This is a genomic window from Anabaena sp. CS-542/02 (assembly GCF_028331085.1).
GTDB lineage: Bacteria > Cyanobacteriota > Cyanobacteriia > Cyanobacteriales > Nostocaceae > Anabaenopsis > Anabaenopsis arnoldii.
The window spans coordinates 1-25,463 of the sequence record NZ_JAQMTM010000061.1; the positions used below are offsets into that span (position 1 = coordinate 1).

A 25,463-nucleotide genomic window follows, 5' to 3' on the forward strand; every position below is an offset into this window, starting at 1 on the left:
CTGATGGGGGGCTTACAAGGGTAGGTTTTTTACATTGTCGTGAGTGTAAGACAAGGTGGACAAGGGAGGAAAACAGTCTAAAGAGCTACGACAACCGGGAGCCAGGGGTTAGAAACCCCTGTCTGATAGCTAAAGTCGGATAAATCCGACTGGGTGGGGTGTTAAATATAACTTTATAAATATGGTTAACAATCATTATCAGACGCTTAATTTATTCCCCGGCTAATGGCTGTTAATGATCACACCTCTTCCCAGTCAACAGTCAACCGTTAACACCCTCTACCTATTTTTTCGTGAATCTTGACATCACTTATATAATACCAATGTACTTTCATTTAGCGATCGCGATCGCCTGTGCCAGTTGCGTAAGTCCTAATCAGAATATAACAGGGTCTACATTAACCCTCTTTTGTCACTTTAGGCAGAGGAAAAATAGAAATAAGGTATATAGTTGATACACTAATCATGACGTGACAAACATCCTCTCAAAGTTGTCGCACAGATCCCCGACTTCTGGACAAGTTATATGAGATTATGCCAATTATCTAAGAAGTTGGGGAGCTTACTACGCTAGTTAACCGGTTTTTAATTTCTTGTGCTAAGTTATCTAGGGTGACTTCGACTTGTTCACCTGATTTTAAATCCTTGAGAGATGACCTTTGGGCTGCAGCTTCCTCGGAGCCAATGATTACACAAAATTGAATCCCTTGTTTATCAGCAAGTTGGAATTGTTTACCTAAAGGGCGCTGCTCGAAATTAGTTACTACATTAATTCCCGCGCGGCGCAGGTTTTGAGATACATTTAAATAAGTAGGCATTAAATCTGCTTGCATATTTACGACCATCACTTGGGCTGGTGTAGGAGATAAAGTATTGAGAATACCAGCTTTAAGTAAGCGACTAATTAAACGAGTTAAGCCGATAGAAATACCCACACCGGGCATTTTTTCGCCTAAAAAAGTTCCCACTAATTCCTCATATCTACCGCCTGAGCAAATACTACCTAAAGCTTCATGACCTAACAAAGTTGTTTCGTAAACGGTTCCGGTATAATAATCAAGACCACGAGCAATAGATAAATCAATACAAAACCGATTTTCTGAGACTCCCAAATTACGCACACCTGCAATGACAGTTGCTAACTCAGTCACCCCCAAATTAAATACCTGGGCTTCTGGGAGATTTTCCGCCAGATGCTTGAGCTTATCTAAAACCTGATCAACGGAACCATGAATATTAATAAAATCAATAATTTTTTGGGTATATTCAGTATTAATACCTTCTGCTGCCAAAGCTTGCTTAACTTTAGCCTCACCGATTTTTTCTAGATTGTCAATTATACTAATACAGGATTTAATTTTATTTTCAGGAATACCCACAGATTGAAAAAAGCCTGTAAGCACCTTGCGATTATTGATGCGAATCAGAAAATCACCAATATTAACTTTCTCAAAGATTTCGCTAATAATTGCGGGCATTTGAGCATCATAGAGTAAACTCAGTTCACGACGAGCCACTACATCAATATCACACTGACGGAACTGACGAAAGCGCCCATCTTTGGCGCGTTCTCCCCGAAAAACCACATCCATTTGGTAACGTGCAAAAGGAAAAGTTAACTCATTGAGGTGACGAGCAATATAAGCAGCTAGGGGTACAGTTTGGTCAAATTTTAAAGCTCTAGCTTCTGAACCTGTTTCCCCGGCTTTCTCCTTTTGAGCTTGCAGATTTGGTGGTAATATAGGGTCAATGCCATAAATAATATTATCCCCCTGATTGCCCTTAGCTTGCAGAACTTCTAAACGTTCCACTGCAGGGGTTTCAATGGGAGTAAAGCCATAACTTTCAAACACCCGGCGAATGTGATCTAACAAATATAATTCCAAGCGTTTTTCACTGGGAAGAAATTCGGGGAATCCGCTGGGGGTAGAAAAATTAATTTTGTCACTTTTGGCCATACTTACACCTTGTTAAATATCAGATTGGGAAATTAAGAAATTAAATTATAACGCTTCTGAGATCAATAAAATCCAGAGCCATTGTGGATTAGTGTAAATCGCCCCAACTGTGATCAAACCACCAAGGGTCGGGACTGGAGTTAGTTTTGATCAAAAATGCTTTTTTTCTGAGGAAGCGTTGAATTAACCCTCGTCCCATGGGTGACCCCCCCAGACCGGATAATTTAAAAGAATTTTTTTCTCCCTCAGACACAATAGCAGTCAAAGCAGCATCATTAATACTAATAGCACCAGCATCAAGTCTCCCCACGGCTAAAGCTTCCTCCTGGGAGAGTGCAAACACGGCTGCGCTTTGTCCATATATAGAATCATTTGCTAAGTATACCGCTTCCTCAAGGGTGGTAAATGGCATTACTGGCATAATGGGGCCAAAAGTTGGATCTGTCATCAGCTTCATAGAATGGTTGACTTGAGTAATCACGGTGGGACGACACCACCAACCCCCGCCTAATTGTTCCACCTTACCGCCACAATGTATTAATGCTCCGTTTTCTATTGCATCTATTAGATGGTGGTTGATAATTGCGGCTTGTTTTTCGGTGATGATAGGGCCAATTTCTCCACTGTTAAGCTGGGGATAGGCTAACTGTAAACTAATAGCTTTTGCTATGAGTTGATGATAAAACTGTGTAAATATTGATTGGGCTACATAAATTCTTTGAATGGAAACAAATGACTGTCCAGCGTTGAATACCGAACCCCACAAAATAGCACGGGTGGCTAATTCCAGATTGGCTGATTCTAAAACAATGGCTGGGTCTTTTCCCCCTAATTCTAAATAGGCGGGAATGAGGCGTTGAGCTGCGGCCTGAGCTACTTTTCTCCCTGTGGTTAGACTCCCGGAAAAGCAAACTAAATCTACATTCTCTATGAGGTTAGCGCCTGTTTCTCCTCCTCCTTCGACAAAACTTAACACATCACGCAAGTCTGGTACAGTCTTGAGAGCTGTAATCAGGGGGGTGACGAAGCGGGGTGAAATCTCGCTAGGTTTGACAATGACGGCACAACCTGCTATTAATGCGGGAATGGTGTTGATTGTGGATAGCAATAGGGGTAGGTTCCAGGTGCTAATTACTCCCACTAAGGGGTAAGGTACTGATGTTTGTTCTAGGGCGATAAATGGGATGGCTGTATTTTTAGCCGAGTCTCGTAGTAGTTCTGGGCTTAAGTCACACCAACGGTCAATATTATCTAGGAAAGTGTTTATTTCTAATATTGAGGTGGACAGTCTCCCGGTATCAGTTACTAAAGCCTGTGTGAGCTGTTCCTGAACAGAGACTATTGCTTGTTTCCATGTTTGTAAGGCCTCAATTCTGGCTTCTAAACCGATGTGATACCAGCGAGTTTGCGCCCTGCGAGCGTGCTGGCACTGGTGTGATAATAATCTAGGAGATGGGGGGAGAATTACATAGTCATATTTGCCATTTCGAGGGTTACGGACTTCGATGGGTTTATTCATTAGTATATTTTTTGATTATATTTATTAAAGTAGCCATGGCTAGGTTACCTTTGAAACTAGAATTGATGGTAGTTTGACACCGCAGGATTCATGAAGATACTGTTGAGGGCAGGGTATTTTTGTCATCTCACTGTTTTTCTTCTGTGTCAAGTATATTATTTATGCTCCCTATTCTGATTCTTTTGTCAAGTCATTTTTATACTAAATTAGATGAGCTTACCCTGGTTGAAAGGGTAGTATAATATTAAGCAATAGGCCTATTTACAAGAAAAGCAACTATGGGACAGTCAGCTTCCAGTTCTCAACCAAACCTTGCTCAGAAAATTGTACAGTGGAAAGCTGGACTGGCTGATTTAGGACGACGCAATCCTCTGATCAAGTTTCGGCAAAATAGTCCTCGAAATTTAGAAGTTATCACAGATGAACCAGATGTTCTCTTCACCAAGCTAACAAAAGAGAAAAAATCCCTTTCTTTTTTCAGGATTGATAGTGAAAATCAAGACATTACCCAGTTAGAAAACTTTAAAGCATTAACAGCCGAAAAAAATCCGCTTGAATTAATTACTCGCCAAATAGGCAATGAGCAATTAAAACGGCTCAACAAATTACGCCTTGAGGCGCGACGGTCATTTGAAGAACGAGGTGTCAACAGTTTGTTTCTGGCACTTGGAACCTTAAGTTGGTATGAGAAGGATAAACCAGATGATGCTTTGCTATCCCCACTCGTTTTAGTACCTGTAGACTTAATTAAAGAACCTAGACGAGAGGTTTATAAAATATCTTTTTTAAACGAAGATATTGCACTAAATCCAACCCTCGCACAAAAGTTAAAGCAGACTTTTGGAATTGAGCTTCCAGATGAAGAAGCTATACAAACACTAAGTTATAACAAAATTATTACTGAGATTAGGGAATTATTAGAAGAACAAAAGACATGGGAAATTAAAGAGAATGTATTTCTCTCACTATTTTCCTATGCAAAGGCTGCAATGGTGAGGGACATTATCGAAAATGAAACTCTGATTTTTGACCACCCAATTTTGCAAGCAATTAGTGGAGATTTAACTAATTATCAGTCGAACTATACAGAACCTCTACCTGCATCTGCTCTGGATTCACAAGTAAAACCTGAAGGAATATTTCAAATTGTTGATGCTGACTCCAGTCAACAAGTTGTAATTGAAGCAGCAAAAGCTGGTTCTAGCTTTGTTGTCCAAGGACCACCAGGAACAGGTAAAAGTCAAACTATTGTAAATATGATTGCGGAACTGATTGGCGATGGTAAATCAGTTTTATTAGTTGCAGAAAAAGAGACAGCATTGAGTGTGGTTTATAAACGCATGGCTGAATGTGGTTTAGACCATATGTGTCTTAATCTTCACCACAGTGCTACAACAGATAAGCGAGAGCTTGTACATAATTTGTCAAAAACTATTGAATACGTTAAACTTGATAGTGCAGAAAATAATCATCTTTTCTTTGAAAGGCTTGTTTCTACTCGTCAATCACTAATTTTATATCTGACAAGTTTACACACTAAGGAAAAGCCTTTAGAAAAATCAGCATTTGAGATATTTGGTGAACTTTTGAGAAAAGAACGGGAAGCAGTTCCCAGTATGAATGTCATATTTGCAAACTTCAGCCAATGGAATCCTCTGCGATTCCAAGAGGCAAAAGTTTTATTAAATCAACTGGCACAATTTATACCTTTATTTAAGGGAGAAAAAATAAATCTTTGGGCAAAAAGTTCTCTAGATTCTTATTCTTATGAGCTGGAGTTGCAAATCAGAGAGAAAATAGACGAATTTCAGGAAGCACTTTCTTCACTGCAAAAGATTAATCAACAATTGCAGACAAATTTACAAATTCCAGCTTTGCTGAATTTAGAGTCTCTAGATAATTGCTATTTGGCTATTCAACATATATTGAAAGTACCACCATCGAAGTTACCGGATAATTGGGCTAAAGTAAATATTGCTCAGGCTCAAGATGCTTTTAATACTCTTAAAAATGATGTTCGGGAAATTGAAAATGATAAGCGATCGCGGGAGAATAGAAATTTTATCAGCCAGATTTTAACATTATTTGAAATTTTTAATAGGAAGAAAGCTAATCATATTGAGTCTTTGCAAAATAGGTTACGTCAGAGTGACTATCCCGCTCGTCGGATTTTTGGTTCTTTATTTAATCCAGAAGTTTCTAGTGAAGCAGAGTTAAAAGAAATTGAACAAGCTTTAAGTTGGTTGATTGGCTTACAAAAGTATTCGCTTCCTGCTGATTACATTCAAAATTTGATAAATTCTCCTTTAAAAAGGCGTGAATTTGCTGAATTAGTTAAGAAATATGAGTCAGTCCATAACAGTATTAGAAAAGGATTAAATTTCCTATTATCTTACTTTAGGGAAAGTGATATCACAGATTCTTATCTACCTCATAATCAAATTGCTTTTGTGGAATTAGCAACATTTTTAAAGTTAGCTCAATCGGAATTGCCTTATTTTCAAGAATGGTTAAGTTATAAAGAAACTTACCAAAAAATCGAAAATATTGCCAATAGTAAATTCTTAGATGCTTTACGTGAGAATCAAATTCAACCAGAGCAATGGTTTCCGGTTTTAGAAAAGCGCATTTATCAAATATGTCTTGATGCTATTCTGGCGAGAAAACCGGAGTTGAAGAATTTTAATGTTGAAGTACACGAACGGCTAATCAAGGAGTTTGCTCAACTCGACTATAATCAACTAGATGCTGCTAGAGAACGTCTAAAACAGTTTCATGTGCAACGTTGGCAAAAGTGGGAAAATACCTCACTTGCTCTAGCTGAGTTACCTAATTTGAAAAGAGAAACGACTAAGAAAAGCCGACATTTACCTATACGTAAACTCCTCAACGATAGACAAAAGGGGATACCAAACTTAGTTAAAACCTTAAAGCCTTGCTGGATGATGAGTCCGCTTTCGGTAAGCCAATATATAAATCCAAATGTAGTTCATTTTGATGTTCTGATTTTTGATGAAGCATCTCAGCTTCGGACTGAAGATGTTGTTCCTGCGATTATCCGTTCTAATCAAGTTATTGTAATTGGCGATAATAAACAGCTTCCTCCCACATCATTCTTTTCTACTGGAGATAAGGAGGAAGATATGAATGATGAGGATGATGCAAGCTATGAAAGCGTTTTGGATGAATGTTCAAATTTTATGTTTGCGCGGACTCTGAAATGGCATTATCGCAGTCAAGACGAACGTTTGATAGCGTTTTCTAATAAGTATTTTTATGATTCTCAGTTAGTTACCTTTCCAAACCCAATTCAAAATTCAGATTTGGGAGTGTCGTTTAAGCACGTTCCTGATGGAGTTTATGATCGTGGTGGACGCAGAGATAATCGACGCGAAGCAGAAGTGGTTGCTCATTTGGCCTTAGAGCATTTTCGTAAGTTTCCCGAACAATCCCTTGGTATTATTGCCTTTAGCGAAGCACAAGGGGAGGCGATTCAGGAGCAAATTGAGATTTTAGGGCAAGAAAATCCCGATTTTGAGATATTTTGCAGCGATAACTCATCTCAGTTTTTTCTCAAAGCACTGGAAAATGTTCAGGGTGATGAGCGAGATGGGATTATACTCAGCATTGGGTATGCTCGTGATGATCAAGGTAAACTTTCTCTTAACTTTGGACCATTGAATCGCCAAGGTGGACAACGACGACTCAACGTAGCTATCACAAGGGCAAAAAGTAAAATTACACTTGTTTCTTCCATACAGGGTGGAGACATTGACTTAACCCGGACTAAAAGCAAAGGTGTAGAAGCACTGCGTAATTACTTAGAATACGCTGCGAGTGGTGGAGAACGACTGCAAGGTAACTCTTACACGGACACGCTTCATTTTGACTCGCCATTTGAGGAAGATGTTTACCATACTTTATCACAGCAGGGATACACTATCCGCACCCAAGTTGGATGCTCAGGATATCGGATTGACCTTGCTGTGGTCAATAATAAGCGTTCAGGAGAGTTTTTATTGGGGATTGAGTGTGATGGTGCATCTTACCATAGTTCACCGACTGCCAGAGATCGCGATCGCCTGCGACAACAGGTGCTTGAAAGACTAGGTTGGAAAATTTACCGGATTTGGTCAACAGACTGGTTTCGTAATAAACCTGTTCAAGTTCGTTTGTTGATGGAAAGAATTAAACAACTTGACCAATAGGGTCTAAACCGGGGAAGCTTAAGTTGGATATCTCCATCAGGTGTGAGCGATCGCCAAGGGTACCTCTCACATCTGTTACTCGGAAAAAAAGTATGTTAAAAATGGAATTAATTAAGTTGAAATGGTGTGTATTTACCTCCCAATGCTTCTACAATGGTGCGAGTATTAGCTACCATCATTTTGATATAGGAATCGGTATCACTGCCTTTTGCACCAATAGAATCAGAGTATAATTTAGCTGGTGCTAATTTTACACCGGCTTCTTGCGCCACGGTGGTAATTAAGGCCTTGTTGATCGTAGTCTCAGCAAAAATGGCGGGTACACCTGTCTTTTTAATAGACTCTACTAAACGCTTAACTGTTTGGGCGCTGGGTTGTTCTTCTGTACTTACACCGATTAATGTCCCAGCGATCGCCAAGCCATAGGCTTGAGTGTAATATTGAAAAGCGTCATGGGTGGTGACCAGTTGGCGGTTATTTGGGGGGATTGTTTGAATTTGTTGATTAATCCAGTTATGTAATTGCTGTAATTCATTGGTTAACTCAGATGCTCTTTGAGTAAATTCTGGTGCATCTGCGGGGGATAATTTAATCAACTCATCCCGAATTATATTGACCATGGCGATGGCATTTTCTGCACTTCCCCACACATGGGGGTCTTGTATAATTTTCCCATCACCTTGATCTAACTTCAAGGCTGAGACAACTTCCCCCACCGCTACCTTATGGGCTTTTTGACCCACTGCATTCATTAACTTAATTAGTCCGGGTTCCAAATCATAGCCATTATACAAGATTAAATCAGCCGTTTCTAAAACCCGGCCATCTGCTGGTGTGGGTTCATAAACATGGGGGTCTACACCTGCTTGGAGAATACTAATTAATTCAATGTCCTCTCCCCCAACTACCTCAGCCAAATCAGCAATAATAGTATTAGTTGCAACTACTCGCGGTTGTGCATCAATCCCCCCGGAGACGCGGTTACTATCTATTTGGTTACATCCGCCTATAGTCAGGCCTAACAATACTCCTACCACACCTGGGCAAAATAATCTAGCTATTGATTTCATTGAGTTACACTTCTTCTCATCTTCTTCTCATATTTAAGGTACACTATTCTCATATTCTTTTCATTTTTCTGGGAAGTCGCCAAAATGTTCACCCTAGACCCTGTGTACCCCATGAACTATGCAGTTACAAATACAAGTATTAATATTACCCATGTTGGGGTGCATTACCACACAGCAGCAGCTTTAACAGATGTTAACTGTATCATTAAACCAGGGAGAATCACGGGGATTTTTGGCCCTAATGGTGCTGGTAAAAGTACCTTAATGAAAGCCATGCTGGGGTTAGTCCCCCTGAGTAGTGGCAGAGTTTTGTATAAAGAGAAACCATTAACCCAGCAACTAGAAAAAGTTGCATATATCCCCCAGCGGAATCAAATAGATTGGAGTTACCCTGCTACAGTGTGGGATGTGGCGATGATGGGAAGGGTAAAAAAGACGGGTTGGTTACGTAGCTTTTCTCCAGTTAGTCGTCAGGAAACTAAAAACGCCCTCCAACGGGTAGGAATGTTAGCATATTGCGATCGCCCCATAGGAGAATTATCTGGGGGACAACAACAAAGAGTATTTTTAGCCCGTGCTTTGGCACAGCAAGCAGATATATACTGCTGTGATGAACCACTAGCGGGTATTGACCAAAAAACCCAAGCTGTGATTTTTACTGTCTTTCGGGAATTAGCCGCCGCTGGTAAAATTGTTTTAGTAGTTAACCACGATTTAGGCGAATCAATTACTCACTTTGATGATTTAATTTTACTCAATCGGGAATTAATCGCTACAGGTGTACGAGAGCAAGTTCTGACAGCAGAAAACCTGAATCGCGCCTATGGTGGTCGAGTTATGTACTTTAATGACGCTGCTTAAATTATCCCTATTTCTGGTTTTGTATAAATAGGACTGGCTGAATAAATCTAAAACCTATATAAATCAAAGGTTTGAGATTGCTAAAAAACAAAATCGGTGCAGGGTTTTTCCTGGTTTTACCATCAAAAGTGGACATTTTAGGTTAAATAAATCAAATCGGAAAATTTAGGGGTGACGGATAGCTCAAACTGTTCCCTGTTCCCTGTTCCCTGTTCCCTATCCCCACGAAAAGAATTTCTGTTGCAAACCCTAAATACGTATGATTGAAGCATTAATTGAGCCACTACAATATACCTTCATGCAGCGATCGCTAATCATCGCCATTATAGTCGGTTTGCTGTGTGCCGTGGTGGGTAGTTACTTAATGGTGCAAAGACTAGCATTACTGGGTGATGCTATCAGTCATTCAGTCTTGCCAGGACTAGCGATCGCCTTTATACTAGGAGCAAACATTTATTTAGGCGCATTTATAGCCGGGGTAATCAGTACAATCGCCATCACCTGGATAAAAACCCACTCCCCCATCAAAGAAGATGCGGCCATGGGTATAGTCCTGTCAGCATTTTTCGCCACGGGTATCACCTTAATTACAGTGATTCAAAAAACCCAAAAAATCGACCTGAGTCACTTTCTTTTTGGTAACATTCTGGGGGTAACATCCCAGGAAGTGCGGGACACGGCCGTGATTGCGGCTATAGTTTTAATAGTTGTTTTGTTATTATATAAAGAACTATTATTTTACACCTTTGACCCCCTAGGGGCACAAGCTGCGGGTTTACCAGTACATCGGTTAAACTTTGGCTTAATGGTGCTGATTGCTTTAACAATTGTCGCTAGCATGAAAACTGTAGGCGTTATCCTAGTCTTAGCACTGTTAATCACACCGGGAGCGACTGCTTACCTGCTAGTGAAACGTTTACATCAAGTCATGATTTTAGGCGCATTCGCTGGGTGTATCTCCAGTATTAGCGGAATGTACCTCAGCTACTTTTTTAATTTACCCTCTGGTCCAGCCATAGTTTTAGTAGCCTCAGGCTTATTTCTGTTAGCATTACTCTTTAGTCCTAAAAACGGGATTTTTACATCAAGAATGAATCGGAAAAATACATAAATGATTAAATGCTGACAAAAATTACAGCCTACTTGGAAATTCTTCGTTAATCTAACAAAAGCAGTTTATTTCCCAGCAAAATGACCGGAAGCAGTCCCACAATTTTAGCCTTAGACTTTGATGGAGTAATTTGCGATGGACTAATAGAGTATTTTGAAGTCGCATGGCTAACCTACTGTAGAATTTGGTCTCCAGTAGATAACACACCCCCAGATGATTTACCATTAAGATTCTATCGCCTCAGACCAGTGATTGAAACGGGTTGGGAAATGCCAGTTTTAATCAAAGCTTTAATAGATGGAATTCCCGAAACCTCAATTTTGCAGGAATGGGCGAAAATCACCCCCCAGATTTTATCAGCGTATAATCTGCAATCCCAAACAATTGCTGTGCAACTCGACAATTTGCGGGATGAATGGATCAAAACTGATTTAGAAGGTTGGCTAAACCTGCATAGATTTTACCCCGGCGTAGTGGAAAGAATGAAAATCACCCTAGCCGGTGAAACAAAAATATACATTGTCACTACCAAAGAAGGACGCTTTGTTGAGCGGTTATTAGCAAGGGAAGGGGTGAACTTACCACCGGGGGTAATTTTCGGTAAGGAAGTTAAACGACCCAAATATGAAACTTTGAGAGAATTAATTGGTAAGGCTGCAGAGAAACCGGTTAAACTGTGGTTTGTAGAAGATAGGCTGAAAACATTGCAATTGGTGCAACAGCAAACGGACTTGAAAGATGTTGAACTTTTTCTGGCAGACTGGGGATATAATACCCAAACAGAAAGGAAAGCAGCCCAAATTCATCCCACGATCCGACTACTAAGCCTCTCCCAGTTTACTAAAAACTTTGCTGCCTGGCAATAACCCCTCACACCCTAGGCACATGATCATCTGTGTTCATCTGTGGTGATTTCTTCCACTTACAGATGATTCAGTAAATCTAAAAATTGTGCTATAAGTGCGATAAATTTATAGCAATATAAAATAACTGTGGTTAACACAACCAACCAGACCTAAGTTATTTTATGCTAGATATTACAAAATTAGCGCGACAAATGCAGGGTTTAAGTCAACATCTGACTTTAGAAGCTGCTGCAAGTCGCCAGAGGTTAGAATTAGCCCAAGAATATTTACAAAAAGCTTATGAGTCCCAGCAAGACTTGATAGAGCTTCAGCAACGATGGCGCGATCGCATTCTGTTTGCGAATGCTACACCCATAGAACCCCTGGAAACCCGCATTAATATTCTAGTCCCCCCCAAAGTGCATACAGTTATCGCTACTGACGGGTCTCAAATTGCGCCCAACCATCATGAAATTGCTTACTGTTACCTGTTGAACATTGGTAGAGTAGTGTTACACTATGGACAAAACCGCCAACCACTGCTAGATAGTTTACCAGAAGTATTTTATCGCCCGGAGGATTTATATATATCTCGGCAATGGGGAATTAAAACTGAGGAATGGATGGGATACCGCCGCACTGCTTCGGAAACCACAGTTTTAGCAGAATTAGCTTGTGTAGCTAAAGGAGAAGCCCCGTCCTTAGCAATGGTGGATGGTTCTTTAATTTACTGGTTTTTAGAGCAGTTACCTTTAGATGCACGCGATCGCATTTTACCACCAATCCTGGAAGCATGGCAACAGTTGCATCAGGCTAAAATTCCCCTGTTAGGATATCTCAGCGCCTCTCGCCACATTGATTCTACCAACTTTTTAAGATTATTGACCTGTCCCCATCAGGTCCCCGACTGTAAAAGTTATTGTCCAGACCCCGCAGAAAAATCTCCTTGTCAAGTTTTTGACACATTGAGAGATACCACCCTATGGGGAACCACATTACAACCAGGACAACGTGGTCCAATCTGGCGTAGTAATAACCGGGTTTTAGAACTTTATGAACAGCAAATAATTTACTTTTGCCACGTCCATGTAGGCAGTGAAATTGCCCGGATAGAATTCCCCGCCTGGGTAGCTGAAGATACAGATATGCTGAACCAAGCACTGGCGCTGATGCTGTCCCAGGTGCAGAAAGGCCAAGGCTACCCCGTAGCGATCGCAGAAGCCCATAATCAAGCAGTAGTCAGGGGAGGAGATAGAACCCGTTTCTTTGCCCTCTTAGAGAGACAAATGATTAAAGCCGGTTTGAGAAATGTGGGAACTTCCTACAAAGAAGCTAGAAAACGAGGCAGTATTGCGTGATACCAGACCTATTTGCCCCAGTATTAGGACAATCCCAAGCCATCGAACTACTTACTCAAGCGGTTAAACAAGACCGAGTCCCCCCGGCTTATTTATTTGTGGGCATAGATGGTGTGGGCAAAAGCCTAGCTGCTAGGTGCTTTGTAGAACTACTTTTTTACGTAGAAAAACTTAACCTGAATACATTAAAAAATCGGTTGCGTCAAGGTAATCATCCTGACTTGTGGTGGGTAGAACCAACCTACCAATACCAAGGGCAAAGATTCACCGCAGCAGAAGCAGCCGAGAAAAAACTCAAGCGCAAAGCTCCCCCGGTAATCAGACTAGAACAGATCCGGGAGATTAGCGAATTTCTCAGCCGTCCTCCCTGGGAAGCACCCAGAAACCTCGTCGTCATCGAGTCAGCCCAGACAATGGCGGAAGCAGCAGCCAATGCGTTGCTTAAAACCTTGGAGGAACCCGGAAAAGCCACAATAATTTTAATTGCACCATCCCCTGAGTCTATTTTGCCCACATTGGTGTCACGCTGTCAACGCATCCCCTTTTATCCCTTAGATACACAGTCCTTAACTCAAGTCCTCACCCAAACAGGACATGAGGCGATTTTGACAAATCAGGCACTATTAAATATGGCTGCTGGTAGTCCGGGTAGTGCGATCGCATCCTATGAGCAATTACAAGCAATTCCTGAAACTTTACTCCAAGATGTCAGCAAAAGACCATCATCTTACCGCCAAGCCTTAGAATTAGCCAAGAAAATCGCCCAAGAGTTAGACACAGAAGCACAACTATGGTTAGTGGATTATCTGCAACAATCCTACTGGCAACAGTGGCATCAACCACAAATCATGCACCAACTAGAACAAACTCGTAAATCTCTACTGTGTTACGCCCAACCCCGCTTAGTTTGGGAATGCACATTTATAGCCATGCTCCCCCGAAGAATGGAATAACCGCCCATTTTTGTGGATGCATCCGATTTGACCGGGACTTCTCCCCCTGAAAAAAGTTGTTTTTGCATACCTAATTCACACCTGCAATTATCCCATACTTTAGCTGATCAGATGCGCCCAAATATCAACGGGTAAATAACTTGATGTGAGACTGTTCGTAGAGTAGGTTACATAACTTTACAGATGGGTGAAATCCCGGATAAATTTCACTCTACCACTGATGCAGAAGCACCCTCATTTGATTGAGGTAAGCTGGGTAACTCTAAACAATATCCAGCCCCATACACTGTTTTAATATAGCGAGGGTGACGAGGATCTGGTTCTAGTTTAGTTCTCAAGTGGCGGATATGCACCCGAATAGTTTCAATATCATCATCTGGGTCATAACCCCAAACCTCCCGCAAGATTTCACTGGGGGAAACCGTCTGACCGTGGCGTTGCAGCAAACAGTGCAATAGTTCAAATTCCAGATGAGTCAGTTTCACCGTTTGATTGAACCATATGGCCTCAAATCTTTCTGGAACCAGAGTTAAATTCCCATAGTTGAGAATTTCGCTATGTTTTGCCGCTTGGGGGATGCGGTCAGTACGTCGCAATAACGCCCGCACCCGTGCTAACATCTCCTCAACCTCAAAGGGCTTAGTGAGGTAATCATCCGCCCCAGCATTGAAGCCTTCCACTTTGTCATGAGTTTGACTTAAAGCCGTCAGCATCAAAACCGGAATCTCCGCCGTGCGGTCATCCCGCCGTAGGCGTTGGCAAACTGTAAACCCGTCTACTCTGGGTAACATCAGGTCAAGCATGATTAAATCAGGTTGTAGCTGTAGCGCCAGCGCTTGACCTTTGATACCATCTTCCGCCTGGCTGACATCGTAGCCAGCCATCTCCAAATTGACGGCCACTAGTTCTGAAATGGCGGCGTCATCGTCTATGACAAGAATCCTCGGCATTATTTAATAACTTATTACTACTTCATTAAGGATAAATAAGAACCTTTGATAGATACAAAGATTTTTATCTTGATTATAAGAAACACTTAAATCTAACATAAATGTCAAATTACAAGATGGTGGCATCAGAAATAAAGTACTCTAAATCCTATATGTGTTGTGTTCTTCTGCCTACAATTCGCCTCGATTCCTGCAAAATGCTGTGCAGGGAAAACGTTGTTGAGGGAGTTTCAACCCCGTTCCCCGGTATAACCGCAAATTAAACTAATTATTATCCCACCTTAATGTTCCTCGAATAAGTTCTGATAGTGCGATAGAGAAGCGCTGCTGCGTACAGGGCGATCGCGTATTTAGGTAAAGAGAAGAACAACACAATGCAAGTCTCAAGACGTAAATTTTTAACCTTAGCTGGCACAAGTGCAGCTACCGTGACAATGCTGTCACCATTGGAAGCATTTTATGCCCAGGTTGCCCGTGGTGAAATGCCCACAAGTACCGGTTATGGACAACTAGAGGAAAAGCTGCCCTTAAACACAGCTGAACTTCCTGATAACTTGAAAAACAGACCCTTGTTAAAACTCCCTCGGTCATTCAACTACACCGCTTTCCACACCACTGGTGGGCTAATGAGCGACGGGTTCACAGTACCATCGAATCATGACGGGATGGCTGCATACCCCGGAGCTAACGGCTCAACAATTCTAATTTGTAACCATGAACTGGGCAACACTGCCAACCACCCTGTTAGTGGTGATAATCGCTACTCCACAGGCGCTCAGGGGGGAACCAGTACGATCGTAGTGGGAGCAGACCGCAGACCCATCAAAAACTTTAACTCCTGTGCAGGTACTAGTCGTAACTGTGCAGGTGGACCCACACCCTGGCGGACATGGGTTACTTGTGAAGAAACCTTCTCTACAAGTCCTAACACCACTGGTACTGCTGGTAGTGAAACCGCCAGACACGGTTACAACTTTGAAGTTGTAGCTGACCCGAATAGCGGTTTAGTCACCCCAGTCGCCTTGAGAGACATGGGACGCTTTAACCATGAAGCTATAGCTGTAGACCCCAGAACTGGCTATGTCTACGAAACTGAAGACCGTGCTGATAGCTGCTTCTATCGGTTTGTACCTAATGTTAAGCCTACCAAAGTAGGGGACTTGGCTCAAGGTGGTACTCTGTATGCTTTAAAAGTTAGAGGTACACAAAACTTCACCCTCAACACCACCAATAATCCTAATCTGGGTGGTCAAGTGGGACTAGTCAAGGTTGGTGAAAAATTACCGGTGGAATGGGTGCAAGTTCCTAACCCCGACCCAGACACAGAAAATGCCACAGAGCGCACTGGTGTTCGCCACCAATCACAAGACTTGGGTGCAGCTATTTTCAACCGTGGTGAGGGCGCTTGGTATGGTAATGGACTGGTATACTTCGTTGCCAGTAATGGTGGACCTCCCGGAGTTAATAAATCGAACGGTAGAGGCCATGGACAAGTTTGGGCTTACGACCCTGCGAGAGAAGAAATCACCCTGGTAGTTGAAGCTTCCCCCACCGGTCAATTTTTAGATGACCCCGACAATATCACCGTTGCTCCTTGGGGTGACCTCTTCCTGTGTGAAGACGGTGGTGGAGTAGACTATATTGTAGGCGTTAACGGCAAAGGTGAAGTTTATCAATTTGCCATGAACAACTTTAATACCAGTGAGTTTGCTGGCGCTTGCTTCTCTGCTGACGGTAGAACGATGTTTGTTAACATTCAGTCTCCCGGTATCACACTGGCTATTTTTGGCCCCTGGAATCGTCGCAGATAAGTATTCAGATACATTTGAGAGGTTTTCGTAATTTCCCACTATTCATCCCTACCTTGCTTGGCTGAAGGTAGGGACTTTCGTGTTAGCGTTAAAAATCCAACTTCACACCCCGAATGGCATAATCTAATAACTCCATGGGGTGCATCACAGCAATGGTTTTACCCTGCAACTGTAAATGCTTAGTAATTTGCAAGGTACAACCAGGATTAGCAGAAGCAATTAACTGTGCACCTGTATTTAACAAATTCTGTACCTTTTGCTGACCCAACTCCTCAGCTACCTCTGGTTGCAGCATATTATAAACCCCAGCACTACCACAACACAAAGCTGCGTCTATAGGTTCGGTTAATTTCACGCCGGGAATTTGTCGTAATAATTGACGTGGTTGCACACTAATCTTTTGTCCATGGAGTAAATGACAGGCATCTTGATAAACTAAATTTAAAGGCTGATCACTTAGGGGCGATAATTTAGCTGTCAATCCTACTTTGACTAAAAATTCTTGAGCATCTTTGACTTTAGCAGCAAAAGCCTGCGCCTGGTCTCGATATTCTGGGTCATCTTGGAGGATGTGACCGTATTCTTTTAAAGTATGACCACAACCAGCAGCATTGATAATGATAAAATCTACATGGGTATCGGCAAAACTGTCAATCATTTGTTTTGCTAAACTTTGGGCTTGTTGGGTTTGTCCTTGATGTTCCGGAAGCGCCGCACAACAACCTTGAGATTTAGGAATTACCACTTCGCAACCATTCGCAGTTAACACCCGCACGGTGGCCTCATTAATGGGGGAGAAAAACAACCGTTGTACACATCCCAAAATCACCCCCACCCGGTAACGCTTTTCTCCTTGGGGGGGAATAATATCTGGTAGGTTATTTTGAAAGGATTGCAGGGTAATTTTTGGTAAAATTGATTCCATGGCCGCTAAACGCGGAGATACTTTCTTGAGTAACCCTGTAGTCCTGACTAACTTTGGTAAACCCAACTTTTGATAAACCAGCAAGGGAAATAAAAACAGTCGTAATAAATCAGGATTAGGAAACAAAGAAAATATCAGTTTACGAATCAACGTATCTGGTAAACTGCGGCTATAATTGCGTTCAACTTGGTGACGAGTCGCAGAAATCAACTTATCATACTGCACACCAGACGGACAAGTACTTACACAAGCTAAACAACCCAAACAAGAATCAAAATGTTGTACTGTGGCTGTATTCAGAGCTATTTCACCCTCGTTAATTGCATCCATTAAATAGATGCGTCCCCTGGGTGAGTCCATCTCTTTACCAATCACCCGATAACTAGGACAAGTGGACAGACAAAAACCACAATGTACACAACTATCAATCAATTTGGGATCGGGTGGCTGATTGACATCAAAACCTTTTAAATTCTTAATCCTAGCAGTATCATTCGCCGAATTATCAGAAACTTGCATATTTAAATTATTCCCCTCTCTATCTGGTGTGTCTTGGTAGCTTTGTGGTTGTTTGCTTAAATCCCACCCACAAACCGACCTGGACTGAAAATATTCTTACTATCAAACTGTTTTTTAATTTGGCGCATCACCTGCAAGGAATTACCAGTATATCCCCAAACATCTATGGCTTGTTTAACTGTCTTTGGTGCTGTTAAAATACTCAAGAATCCCTTGTGAGACTGACAGCGATCGCGCATTTTTAAAACCTGATTTTTATCTTCCAATTGCCACAGACCCAAACCACTAGACAGATGAATCAAACCCATACCTGCTTGACTCAAAACCTCCACAGATGCACTAGGTAATACTCCTATTTTGCAGGTAATTGCCGAATCTGTAACGGGATTATCCATTATTTCTCGTAATCTTTGCCATAGATGAGCGTCATGTTCATCCATATAAATTGTCCCTTTTAAACCCAATTGTTCGCCTAGTGCTAACAGTCTACCTGACTGTTCTTGGACACTTTGACTAATGCTTTGGAAACGCGCCATTAGTCCCATACCCTGATTTCCACCCAAGGTAGAAACCATTTGTGTAGAGAGCAAATCAGCTTGAGTTGGTGTTAAAGCACTATTGCGCAGGGTGGTTGCAGCTTGGGATATGGCTTCTGGTTTACCTGTTAGCATCACTGTAGCGGATGCTGCGGGTAATGGATATACCCTTAAAGTTACTTGACTAATAACACCTAATGTGCTGTAGGAACCGGTAAATAATTTCATTAAATCGTATCCGGCAACATTTTTCACTACTCGCCCCCCTGCTTTGGCAATTTCCCCATCAGCACGGACAAAGGTAATACCTAGTAACTGGTCGCGGACACTCCCATAACGTTGTCTGAGGGAATTGGTATCAGCTGTGGCGATTATACCGCCTATGGTTGCTAATTCCGGTTGACTGGGGTCAAGGGCAATAAATTGGCGGGATTTGGCTAAAATCTCCTGGAGATGGCAAAATTGCATCCCAGCTTCTACGGTGACGGTTAAATCACCGACTGCGTGGGCAATTAGTTGGTTGATGCTTGCTGTACTAACTACGATGTCAATATCTGTGGCTAAACCACCCCAGTTGATTTTACTACCTTTACCTACCGGCAGCACGCGCCAGTTTTGACGGTGGGCTTCGGCGATGACTGCTGCTAGTTCTCCTTGGGTGCGGGGATAGACGATACAATTGGGAGGTTTTGCGGATGAGATCGCCTGTTGGATGTGTTTTTGCTCTTTGGGTGGGAGGTTTTCCCAAGGATGGATGGCGGTTTGTTCGATGATAGATGCAAGACAAGAGGCGATCGCGTTCATCAGTTTTTTTTGTTTTTAGTCTCCATATGTTAATATCTATCAAAGTTTCGACTTCGCTCAACCACCGACATCTATAAGTTCCCGTAAGCGAACTCGCAGGGAACAATATCAGGGGGTATTGGGGGGTGCGTGTTTTCGACTTCGCTCAACCACCGACATCTATAAGTTCCCTACTTGATACACTAATCATAACTTTTAAAGATAAAAATTACCTGTTCAAAACTTATTAAACATCCCCTCATACTTAAGCAGTAATTGCTTGTGTGACTTTTCATTACGATCTTTGTCATACCCCACCAATGGTTGTCTTTTGTGTCATACTGGGGGGAAGAGAATTGATTCGGTGATCAGATTTTGTTTTTATTATTGACGGGCTATTTCCTTTTGGTATTTACAGGCTTTTCTCCGAAACCGGAATCTCTACACTCTTACGATTTTGGAGAAATTTTATGTCAGTTTATGTAGGTAATCTATCTTATGAGGTTACACAAGATACACTTAATGCAGTATTTGCCGAATATGGTTCTGTAAAGCGCGTACAACTGCCTACTAACCGCGAAACAGGACAACTGCGCGGTTTTGGCTTTGTAGAAATGGGTACAGATGAAGAAGAAACCGCTGCGATCGAAGCTCTGGATGGTGCTGAATGGATGGGACGCTCCCTGAAGGTAAATAAAGCCAAACCCAGAGAAGATAAAGGTTCCTTTGGTGGTAACCGTGGTGGCGGTAATTTCCGTAGCCGTTACTAGATTAAATAGATTGTACCTTTTCAACTGCTAAACACCGGCAGTAAAAAAAAGGTCATGGTTTCGTACACATCAAAATGGACTCAAACCGAGTCCGTTTTGATGTGAAAACATTAACCTAACTGGGGAAAGTCATCACTGGAGTTTGACTTTAAGCGCGTAATAGCGCCTTTTCCGCAGCTTGGATCAGATGTTCTTGGGAACGCTGTTGTAATTTGTACATATGCTCAAACAAACTCCAGCAGTATTCCTCTGGTAATCCGCAGGTAACAGCACCCCGCAAGACAACACTAGAATACCAGTCGTTGGGTGCGAGTTCTTCTGGGAGCTTGTCCACAACTATATAAGTGCGAGTATTTTTGTAGACATTATTTTGGCAATGAATCTCTACTGTTTCCCGACGGTATAAACTTTGGGAAACACCTTCGCGTTTATCTAAGTTTCCACTCAAGCGCCAGGGTAGTTGATAAAGCACACCTTTAACATGAGCTTGGTCATCTGGTAAAACATCTAAAACCCCACACTTGCGGGTGGGAGAATAGGAATAGAACCCCAGGCGGTAACCCTTCAACACCGCCGGGCCGATAATATAATCATGGGTATTTTCACCCAGCGATCGCTTTAAGTCTACCGGACACATACAAGAACCATAGGCAAAATAGTAAAACATTGGCTCTTTTTGTGCCTGTTGTTGCAGTTTCAACTGAGGCTGGGGCAGATTATGGGATTGTACCCAACGATGGTGTGAGCGATCGCTTTGATGACTCATCTATCTTCAGAAGTATTTTCAGAAGTATTTAATAAATATTCTATCATTAACTTCCTCAACATACAACTGTATCCCGATAGAAAAACTGTAGTTTAAACTAAGGACACCATCCCCTCAGGAAAGAAAAAGACTAATGATACTAAGTTAAACTATGTGCGCTGGGTAATTTCGCTAGCTTCTGCATTCAGTCTGACAGCCGAACCTGTGCTATTAGTGTGATAAACTAAAGTTTGGTTAGGAGCTTGAACAGTGACAAGCCATCCTGGGACTAAAGCTTGAGTACAGAATTCATCAGGACCAGCTAAGTTTAAACAGCCATCATTCCAGGTCTGTGGTAAAGCTTCAACAATCTTCAATTGCGAAACTGGTAACTCTAACCTTTGAGAAACTGCTTGTAAAACAGAAATTTTCACAGAGTCTGGTAAAGTCATCACCTGGTTATCTGTGGGAGTATCAGTCATAGCCAAACCTAAAGAATCCCTGGACATCTGTGGGTGATCAGCAACCATTGTTACAGCGGTAGTACTGTTAATGATTGTCAAGGCTGCACCCAGAGAAAAAATGCCAGTCAAAATCACGACAATATAGGTAATATAATGACTTTTGCGCCTCATTTTGCTTAGAAAATCCCAATATTTATGATTACTCAATTATGACAAGGGATGGTATGACCAGCCCGATAGTTCCCAAAGCAGATATGAAAAATAACTTAACAAAAAATCATGCAACTTATTTCCCCATGGACTAGTCATAAATCATGATTCAGGGTGTGCACAGCCAATATGAGCAAAAAATATGAACTGTTTCCCACCAAAAGCAAGCCTTTCTTGTCGTGATACTTTCCTTGAGTATAATCCTTAAAATAATTATATTACTAAAATAATTATATCACTAGCTCTCAATCCTCAAACCATACCAAAGGTAGAATTAACAGGGGTGTGGCTAACCAACAGAAGATAAAAATTACCTGTTTAAAACTTATAAAATAACCTCTAACCTACACTCTTGATGGTATCATAAACACTAGATAGTAATTTCTCAAACACAACAGCTTTAAACTCTTGATTATTCATGAATTGCATAAAGATTTCTTGATTACCTTCCATACGTTCAATAAAGAGATTTTCTAGATGTTTTTCTAGGACTGGAGCAAAATTTTCTTTAGTATTAACCTCAGCAGCTTGTTTAATGGAGTGATTGGCGATCGCTGTGGCGGTGATTTGGTCAAAAAAGAGTTGGTCAGCGGGGGTGAAGTTGGTACCAAAACGTTGGTTTAGGGTATCAATTAGCTGGGATAAGGGGACTTGTTGATCTGGTTGACGAGTTCCCACAGCAGTCATACCTGGTAATGGTTCTGCTTCACCTGGTTTTAAATCAATTTTCCCCTCACTAATTTTTTCTAGGCGATAAAATTTAAGTTCTATATCCCCGGATAAATCAATTTTGGGACTTTGGCTAGTGCGGGGTAATTTCTTGAGGAGAAAACGCCCATAAGCATAAAGTTTTTCTAGTTGGGAATCTTGGTAAGGAATAATTTGGGACAGGAATAGGTAAAGATTGCGGAAGCTGGTAAGTTGGCTTTTAAATTGTTCTTTCTCTGGGTTTTGTAGGGTTTGATATTTTTCTACCACCGGGTCTAAAAGTGTGTTTAATTTTTGGTGTTCCCTTCCGGTGAGGGAGGTTTTAGGGCGAAAGCAAATTTCACACCACTGGTTAACATTATCTGGGCTAAAAAGTTGCCATGTATAAAGCTGGTAGGACAGGTCATTTAATTGTTGGGGGTCTGCGGTTTCGCCGACGGGGGTTTGTTCGTAGTAGGGTTTAAATGCTTTGTAAATGTCTTCGGGTTTGTTGACGAAATCTAAAACAAAAGTATCTTGTTTACCGCTGGTGGTACGGTTGAGGCGAGATAGGGTCTGGACTGCTTGAACCCCATCAAGTCTTTTATCTACAAACATAGTATGTAGTAATGGTTGGTCAAATCCGGTTTGAAATTTGTTAGCAACTAGTAGAACTTGATAATCTTTACTGGCAAATTTATCAGGAATTTCCGAAGTTTTAACCCCACCATTCATGTTAACTTCTGTAAATTTTTCTGCTGGTAATTCATCCAGGGTAATCGAACCAGAAAAAGCAACTAGAGATTTAATATCTTCATAGTTTTTTTCTCGAATGTATTGATCAAAGGCGAGTTTATATCTAACAGCGTGTTCACGGGAACTGGTGACCACCATTGCTTTAGCTTGACCGTCAATTTTATGGCGGGTATGGTGGCGGAAATGTTCAACAATGATTTCTACTTTCTGGGCGATATTGTGGGGATGAAGTTCTACAAATCGGGCGATCGCCTTAGCTGCTTGACGACGGGGTAAGTCAGGGTTACTCTCAGATGTGCGGATAAGTTGGTAATAGCGTTCGTAGCAGGTGTAATTGGCTAAAACATCTTTAATATAACCTTCCTCAATGGCTTGGCGCATGGTATAAAGATGAAAGGGGACTTGGCCGTTATCTCCCGGTTGATCAAAAACCAGTTGAGTTTTATATTTAGGTGTGGCGGTAAAAGCAAAGTAACTCAGGTTTGGTTGTTTGGTGCGGGTGAGTTGTTCTTTGAGTATTTCTTGTTTAACCTCATCGCTCAAGTCATCTTCTTCGTCTTCGAGGAGTTGGGAGGCGATCGCCGCTTCAATACCATCTTTATTTAAAATTTTGCGCAGTTCTTGGGCGGTTTCTCCGGTTTGGGACCCGTGAGCTTCATCAACGATGACGGCGAAGCGTTTATTTTTAGTCTGAATGTCGATGGTTTTACCTTTTTTCCCTAGGGTTTCGATGGCTTGAGTAATAAAAGGGAACTTCTGAATAGTAGAAATAATAATAGGGACACCATCCCCCAGAGCTTTCGCCAGTTGTTGGGTGTTTTCATCAATTTTTTGCACAACCCCCGCCTTATGGTCAAATTGATAGATAGTATTTTGTAATTGTTGGTCTAATACCGTGCGGTCAGTAATCACAACCACAGTATGAAAAATTTTCTCATCTTGGTGGTCGTGGAGATTCGACAACCGGTGCGCTAACCAAGCGATAGAGTTTGATTTTCCTGAACCTGCGGAATGTTGAATTAAATAATTATGTCCCGATCTGTGTTCCTTGGTGTGCGCTAGGAGTTTACGCACTACATCAAGTTGATGGTAGCGGGGGAAAATTAGGGTTTCTTTTTTCTGGTAATTCACCCCAGTGGAGGTAGGAATTTTGGTTTCTTTAATTTCGATGTGGAGAAACCGGGCTAAGATATCTAAAAGGCTATCTTTTTGTAATACTTCTTGCCAAAAGTAACTGGTACGATATTCTTGGTTATTTCCAGGAGGATTACCAGCACCGTAATTGTTACCTTTGTTGAAGGGGAGGAAATAAGTACTTTCTCCCGCCAGTTTGGTAGTCATCCAAACTTCTTCCGTGTCTACGGCGAAATGGACTAAGCACCGTTGTTTAAAGGTAAATAGGGGGTCTTTGGGGTCTCTCTCGGTTTTATATTGGTGGATGGCGTTTTGGTAAGTTGTTCCCGTGAGGGGGTTTTTTAGTTCTATGGTTGCAATGGGTAAACCGTTGATACTGAGGATAATATCTGGAATTTTTCCGGTTTTGATGGTGACTTGACGGGTGATGGTGAGGCGATTTTGTGCATATAGCTGCAAGGTTTCCGGGTTCATCTTTGTGTTAGGCTGGAAGTAAGCGACTTGCAGGGTTTTACCGTAGCATTTGAACCCATTACGCAAAACGTCAAGCATTCCTCGGCTTTTGAGTTCTTTGGTGAGGCTATCTATAATAATTTTCTGGACATCACTAGGGCTAGTATTAGCTAGGCGTTCCCATTGTTTAGGTTGGGTGGTTTGAATAAAGTTGATGATTTGGGTGGGAAAAAGGGCGGTTTCTCGGTCGTAGTCTTTCGGGTTCCCCTGGTGGTATCCACTGATGTCTAGGAGTTCTCTTTCGATGATTTGTTCAAAGTCTTTTTCTTTATACATTACTTTTGTTGGTCTAACCAGTTAGTTAAATCTGCTAGAGATTGGAGGTCAAAAATTACATCGGCTAGGTTTTCTAATTGTGCTGAAGATAAGCTATTAATTTGGCTTTCCAATGTGGGTGTAATATTGTTAAATCGCCGGTTTAGTTGTCTTTTAATAATTTTCTGTTCTCCTTGTTCAATACCTTGTTCAATACCTTGTTCAATACCTTGTTTAATTCCCTTCTCAATTCCCTTTTCCATCCAACTGGTAACAATTTCCATGATTTGTTCCTCTTCAACTAAGTTGGCTTGTTTTAACTCGGTGTTTAATTCTTGTTCTTCGGCTGTGTTTAACCTGAGATAGGTGTCAATAAAACCGGAAATTAGTTCTATTTTAGCAGGATTTAATTGTAATGTGACTAACATTCTCAAGCATTCTAGTTTAACTCTCACCCTTTCTTGTGGCTGAAAGTCCATTTTGGTCATTAATGCAGCTGCTACGGGGTTGGGTTGGTTTAAA

The 25,463-nt window shown here is 41.6% G+C and carries 18 protein-coding genes; 8 read left to right on the plus strand and 10 right to left on the minus strand.

Annotated elements, in window-relative coordinates; all coding sequences use genetic code 11:
* Positions 1–545: 545 nt before the first annotated feature.
* Together hisS and PN447_RS06195 are read right to left on the minus strand one after the other, a co-directional pair.
* Positions 546–1,958, minus strand: a complete 1,413-nt coding sequence (gene hisS, locus PN447_RS06190) for a histidine--tRNA ligase (protein ID WP_271761690.1) — start codon at positions 1,956–1,958, stop codon at positions 546–548.
* 88 nt (positions 1,959–2,046) lie between these two features.
* The gene (locus PN447_RS06195; RefSeq protein ID WP_271761692.1) at positions 2,047–3,477 is read right to left on the minus strand and encodes an aldehyde dehydrogenase family protein; all 1,431 of its coding nucleotides are present in this window, start codon (positions 3,475–3,477) and stop codon (positions 2,047–2,049) included.
* Between the two features lie 278 nt (positions 3,478–3,755).
* Between PN447_RS06195 and PN447_RS06200 the strand changes: the two genes are divergently transcribed.
* Positions 3,756–7,685: a DUF4011 domain-containing protein gene (locus tag PN447_RS06200; RefSeq protein WP_271761694.1), complete on the plus strand. Its 3,930-nt coding sequence runs from the start codon at positions 3,756–3,758 to the stop codon at positions 7,683–7,685.
* A 107-nt stretch (positions 7,686–7,792) separates the two neighbouring features.
* Here the strand turns inward: PN447_RS06200 and PN447_RS06205 are convergent, their stop codons facing one another.
* Entirely contained in the window at positions 7,793–8,755 is a 963-nt protein-coding gene (locus PN447_RS06205) for a metal ABC transporter substrate-binding protein (protein ID WP_271761695.1), read from the minus strand.
* A gap of 111 nt (positions 8,756–8,866) precedes the next feature.
* Here PN447_RS06205 and PN447_RS06210 point away from each other — a divergent pair, with 111 nt between their 5' ends.
* The 5 genes from PN447_RS06210 to PN447_RS06230 all read left to right on the plus strand — a co-directional run bounded on the left by PN447_RS06210 (position 8,867) and on the right by PN447_RS06230 (position 13,883).
* The gene (locus PN447_RS06210) at positions 8,867–9,616 is read left to right on the plus strand and encodes a metal ABC transporter ATP-binding protein (RefSeq protein WP_271761697.1); all 750 of its coding nucleotides are present in this window, start codon (positions 8,867–8,869) and stop codon (positions 9,614–9,616) included.
* Positions 9,617–9,875: 259 nt separating this feature from the next.
* Positions 9,876–10,727, plus strand: a complete 852-nt coding sequence (locus PN447_RS06215; RefSeq protein ID WP_271761699.1) for a metal ABC transporter permease — start codon at positions 9,876–9,878, stop codon at positions 10,725–10,727.
* An 80-nt stretch (positions 10,728–10,807) separates the two neighbouring features.
* On the plus strand, positions 10,808–11,593 hold the full coding sequence (locus tag PN447_RS06220; RefSeq protein WP_271761701.1) for an HAD family hydrolase: 786 nt from the start codon (positions 10,808–10,810) through the stop codon (positions 11,591–11,593).
* Between the two features lie 161 nt (positions 11,594–11,754).
* Positions 11,755–12,930 (plus strand): DNA double-strand break repair nuclease NurA, encoded by a 1,176-nt coding sequence (locus tag PN447_RS06225; RefSeq protein WP_271761703.1) that lies wholly within the window; start codon positions 11,755–11,757, stop codon positions 12,928–12,930.
* Positions 12,927–13,883 carry a DNA polymerase III subunit delta' gene (locus tag PN447_RS06230; protein WP_271761705.1) on the plus strand — a complete coding sequence of 319 codons (957 nt, stop codon included), beginning with the start codon at positions 12,927–12,929 and terminating at the stop codon, positions 13,881–13,883. Before PN447_RS06225 ends, PN447_RS06230 begins: the two co-directional genes overlap by 4 nt.
* A 206-nt stretch (positions 13,884–14,089) precedes the next feature.
* Here PN447_RS06230 and PN447_RS06235 read toward each other — a convergent pair whose 3' ends face one another.
* Positions 14,090–14,833 (minus strand): response regulator transcription factor, encoded by a 744-nt coding sequence (locus tag PN447_RS06235; protein WP_271761708.1) that lies wholly within the window; start codon positions 14,831–14,833, stop codon positions 14,090–14,092.
* Between the two features lie 374 nt (positions 14,834–15,207).
* On the opposite strand from PN447_RS06235, the gene PN447_RS06240 reads away from it, so the two are divergent.
* Entirely contained in the window at positions 15,208–16,644 is a 1,437-nt protein-coding gene (locus PN447_RS06240; RefSeq protein ID WP_271761710.1) for an alkaline phosphatase PhoX, read from the plus strand.
* An 88-nt stretch (positions 16,645–16,732) separates the two neighbouring features.
* Here PN447_RS06240 and PN447_RS06245 read toward each other — a convergent pair whose 3' ends face one another.
* Both PN447_RS06245 and PN447_RS06250 read right to left on the minus strand, forming a co-directional pair.
* A complete protein-coding gene (locus tag PN447_RS06245; RefSeq protein ID WP_271761712.1) occupies positions 16,733–18,088 on the minus strand; it encodes a (Fe-S)-binding protein in 1,356 nt (451 codons plus the stop codon).
* Between the two features lie 56 nt (positions 18,089–18,144).
* Positions 18,145–19,428, minus strand: a complete 1,284-nt coding sequence (locus PN447_RS06250) for an FAD-binding oxidoreductase (RefSeq protein WP_271761714.1) — start codon at positions 19,426–19,428, stop codon at positions 18,145–18,147.
* 449 nt (positions 19,429–19,877) lie between these two features.
* Here PN447_RS06250 and PN447_RS06255 point away from each other — a divergent pair, with 449 nt between their 5' ends.
* Positions 19,878–20,177: an RNA recognition motif domain-containing protein gene (locus tag PN447_RS06255; protein WP_271761716.1), complete on the plus strand. Its 300-nt coding sequence runs from the start codon at positions 19,878–19,880 to the stop codon at positions 20,175–20,177.
* Between the two features lie 148 nt (positions 20,178–20,325).
* On the opposite strand, the gene PN447_RS06260 is transcribed toward PN447_RS06255, so the two are convergent.
* From PN447_RS06260 to PN447_RS06275, 4 genes are all read right to left on the minus strand, one after another.
* Positions 20,326–20,943, minus strand: coding sequence for a gamma-glutamylcyclotransferase (locus PN447_RS06260; protein WP_271761718.1), 618 nt, complete (start codon positions 20,941–20,943; stop codon positions 20,326–20,328).
* A 149-nt stretch (positions 20,944–21,092) separates the two neighbouring features.
* Positions 21,093–21,557 carry a hypothetical protein gene (locus PN447_RS06265; RefSeq protein ID WP_271761720.1) on the minus strand — a complete coding sequence of 155 codons (465 nt, stop codon included), beginning with the start codon at positions 21,555–21,557 and terminating at the stop codon, positions 21,093–21,095.
* A 378-nt stretch (positions 21,558–21,935) separates the two neighbouring features.
* A complete protein-coding gene (locus PN447_RS06270; RefSeq protein WP_271761722.1) occupies positions 21,936–24,962 on the minus strand; it encodes a type I restriction endonuclease subunit R in 3,027 nt (1,008 codons plus the stop codon).
* Positions 24,962–25,463: DUF4351 domain-containing protein (locus tag PN447_RS06275; RefSeq protein WP_271761724.1), on the minus strand; the 502-nt coding region annotated here is incomplete at its 5' end. The genes PN447_RS06270 and PN447_RS06275, both read right to left, overlap by 1 nt.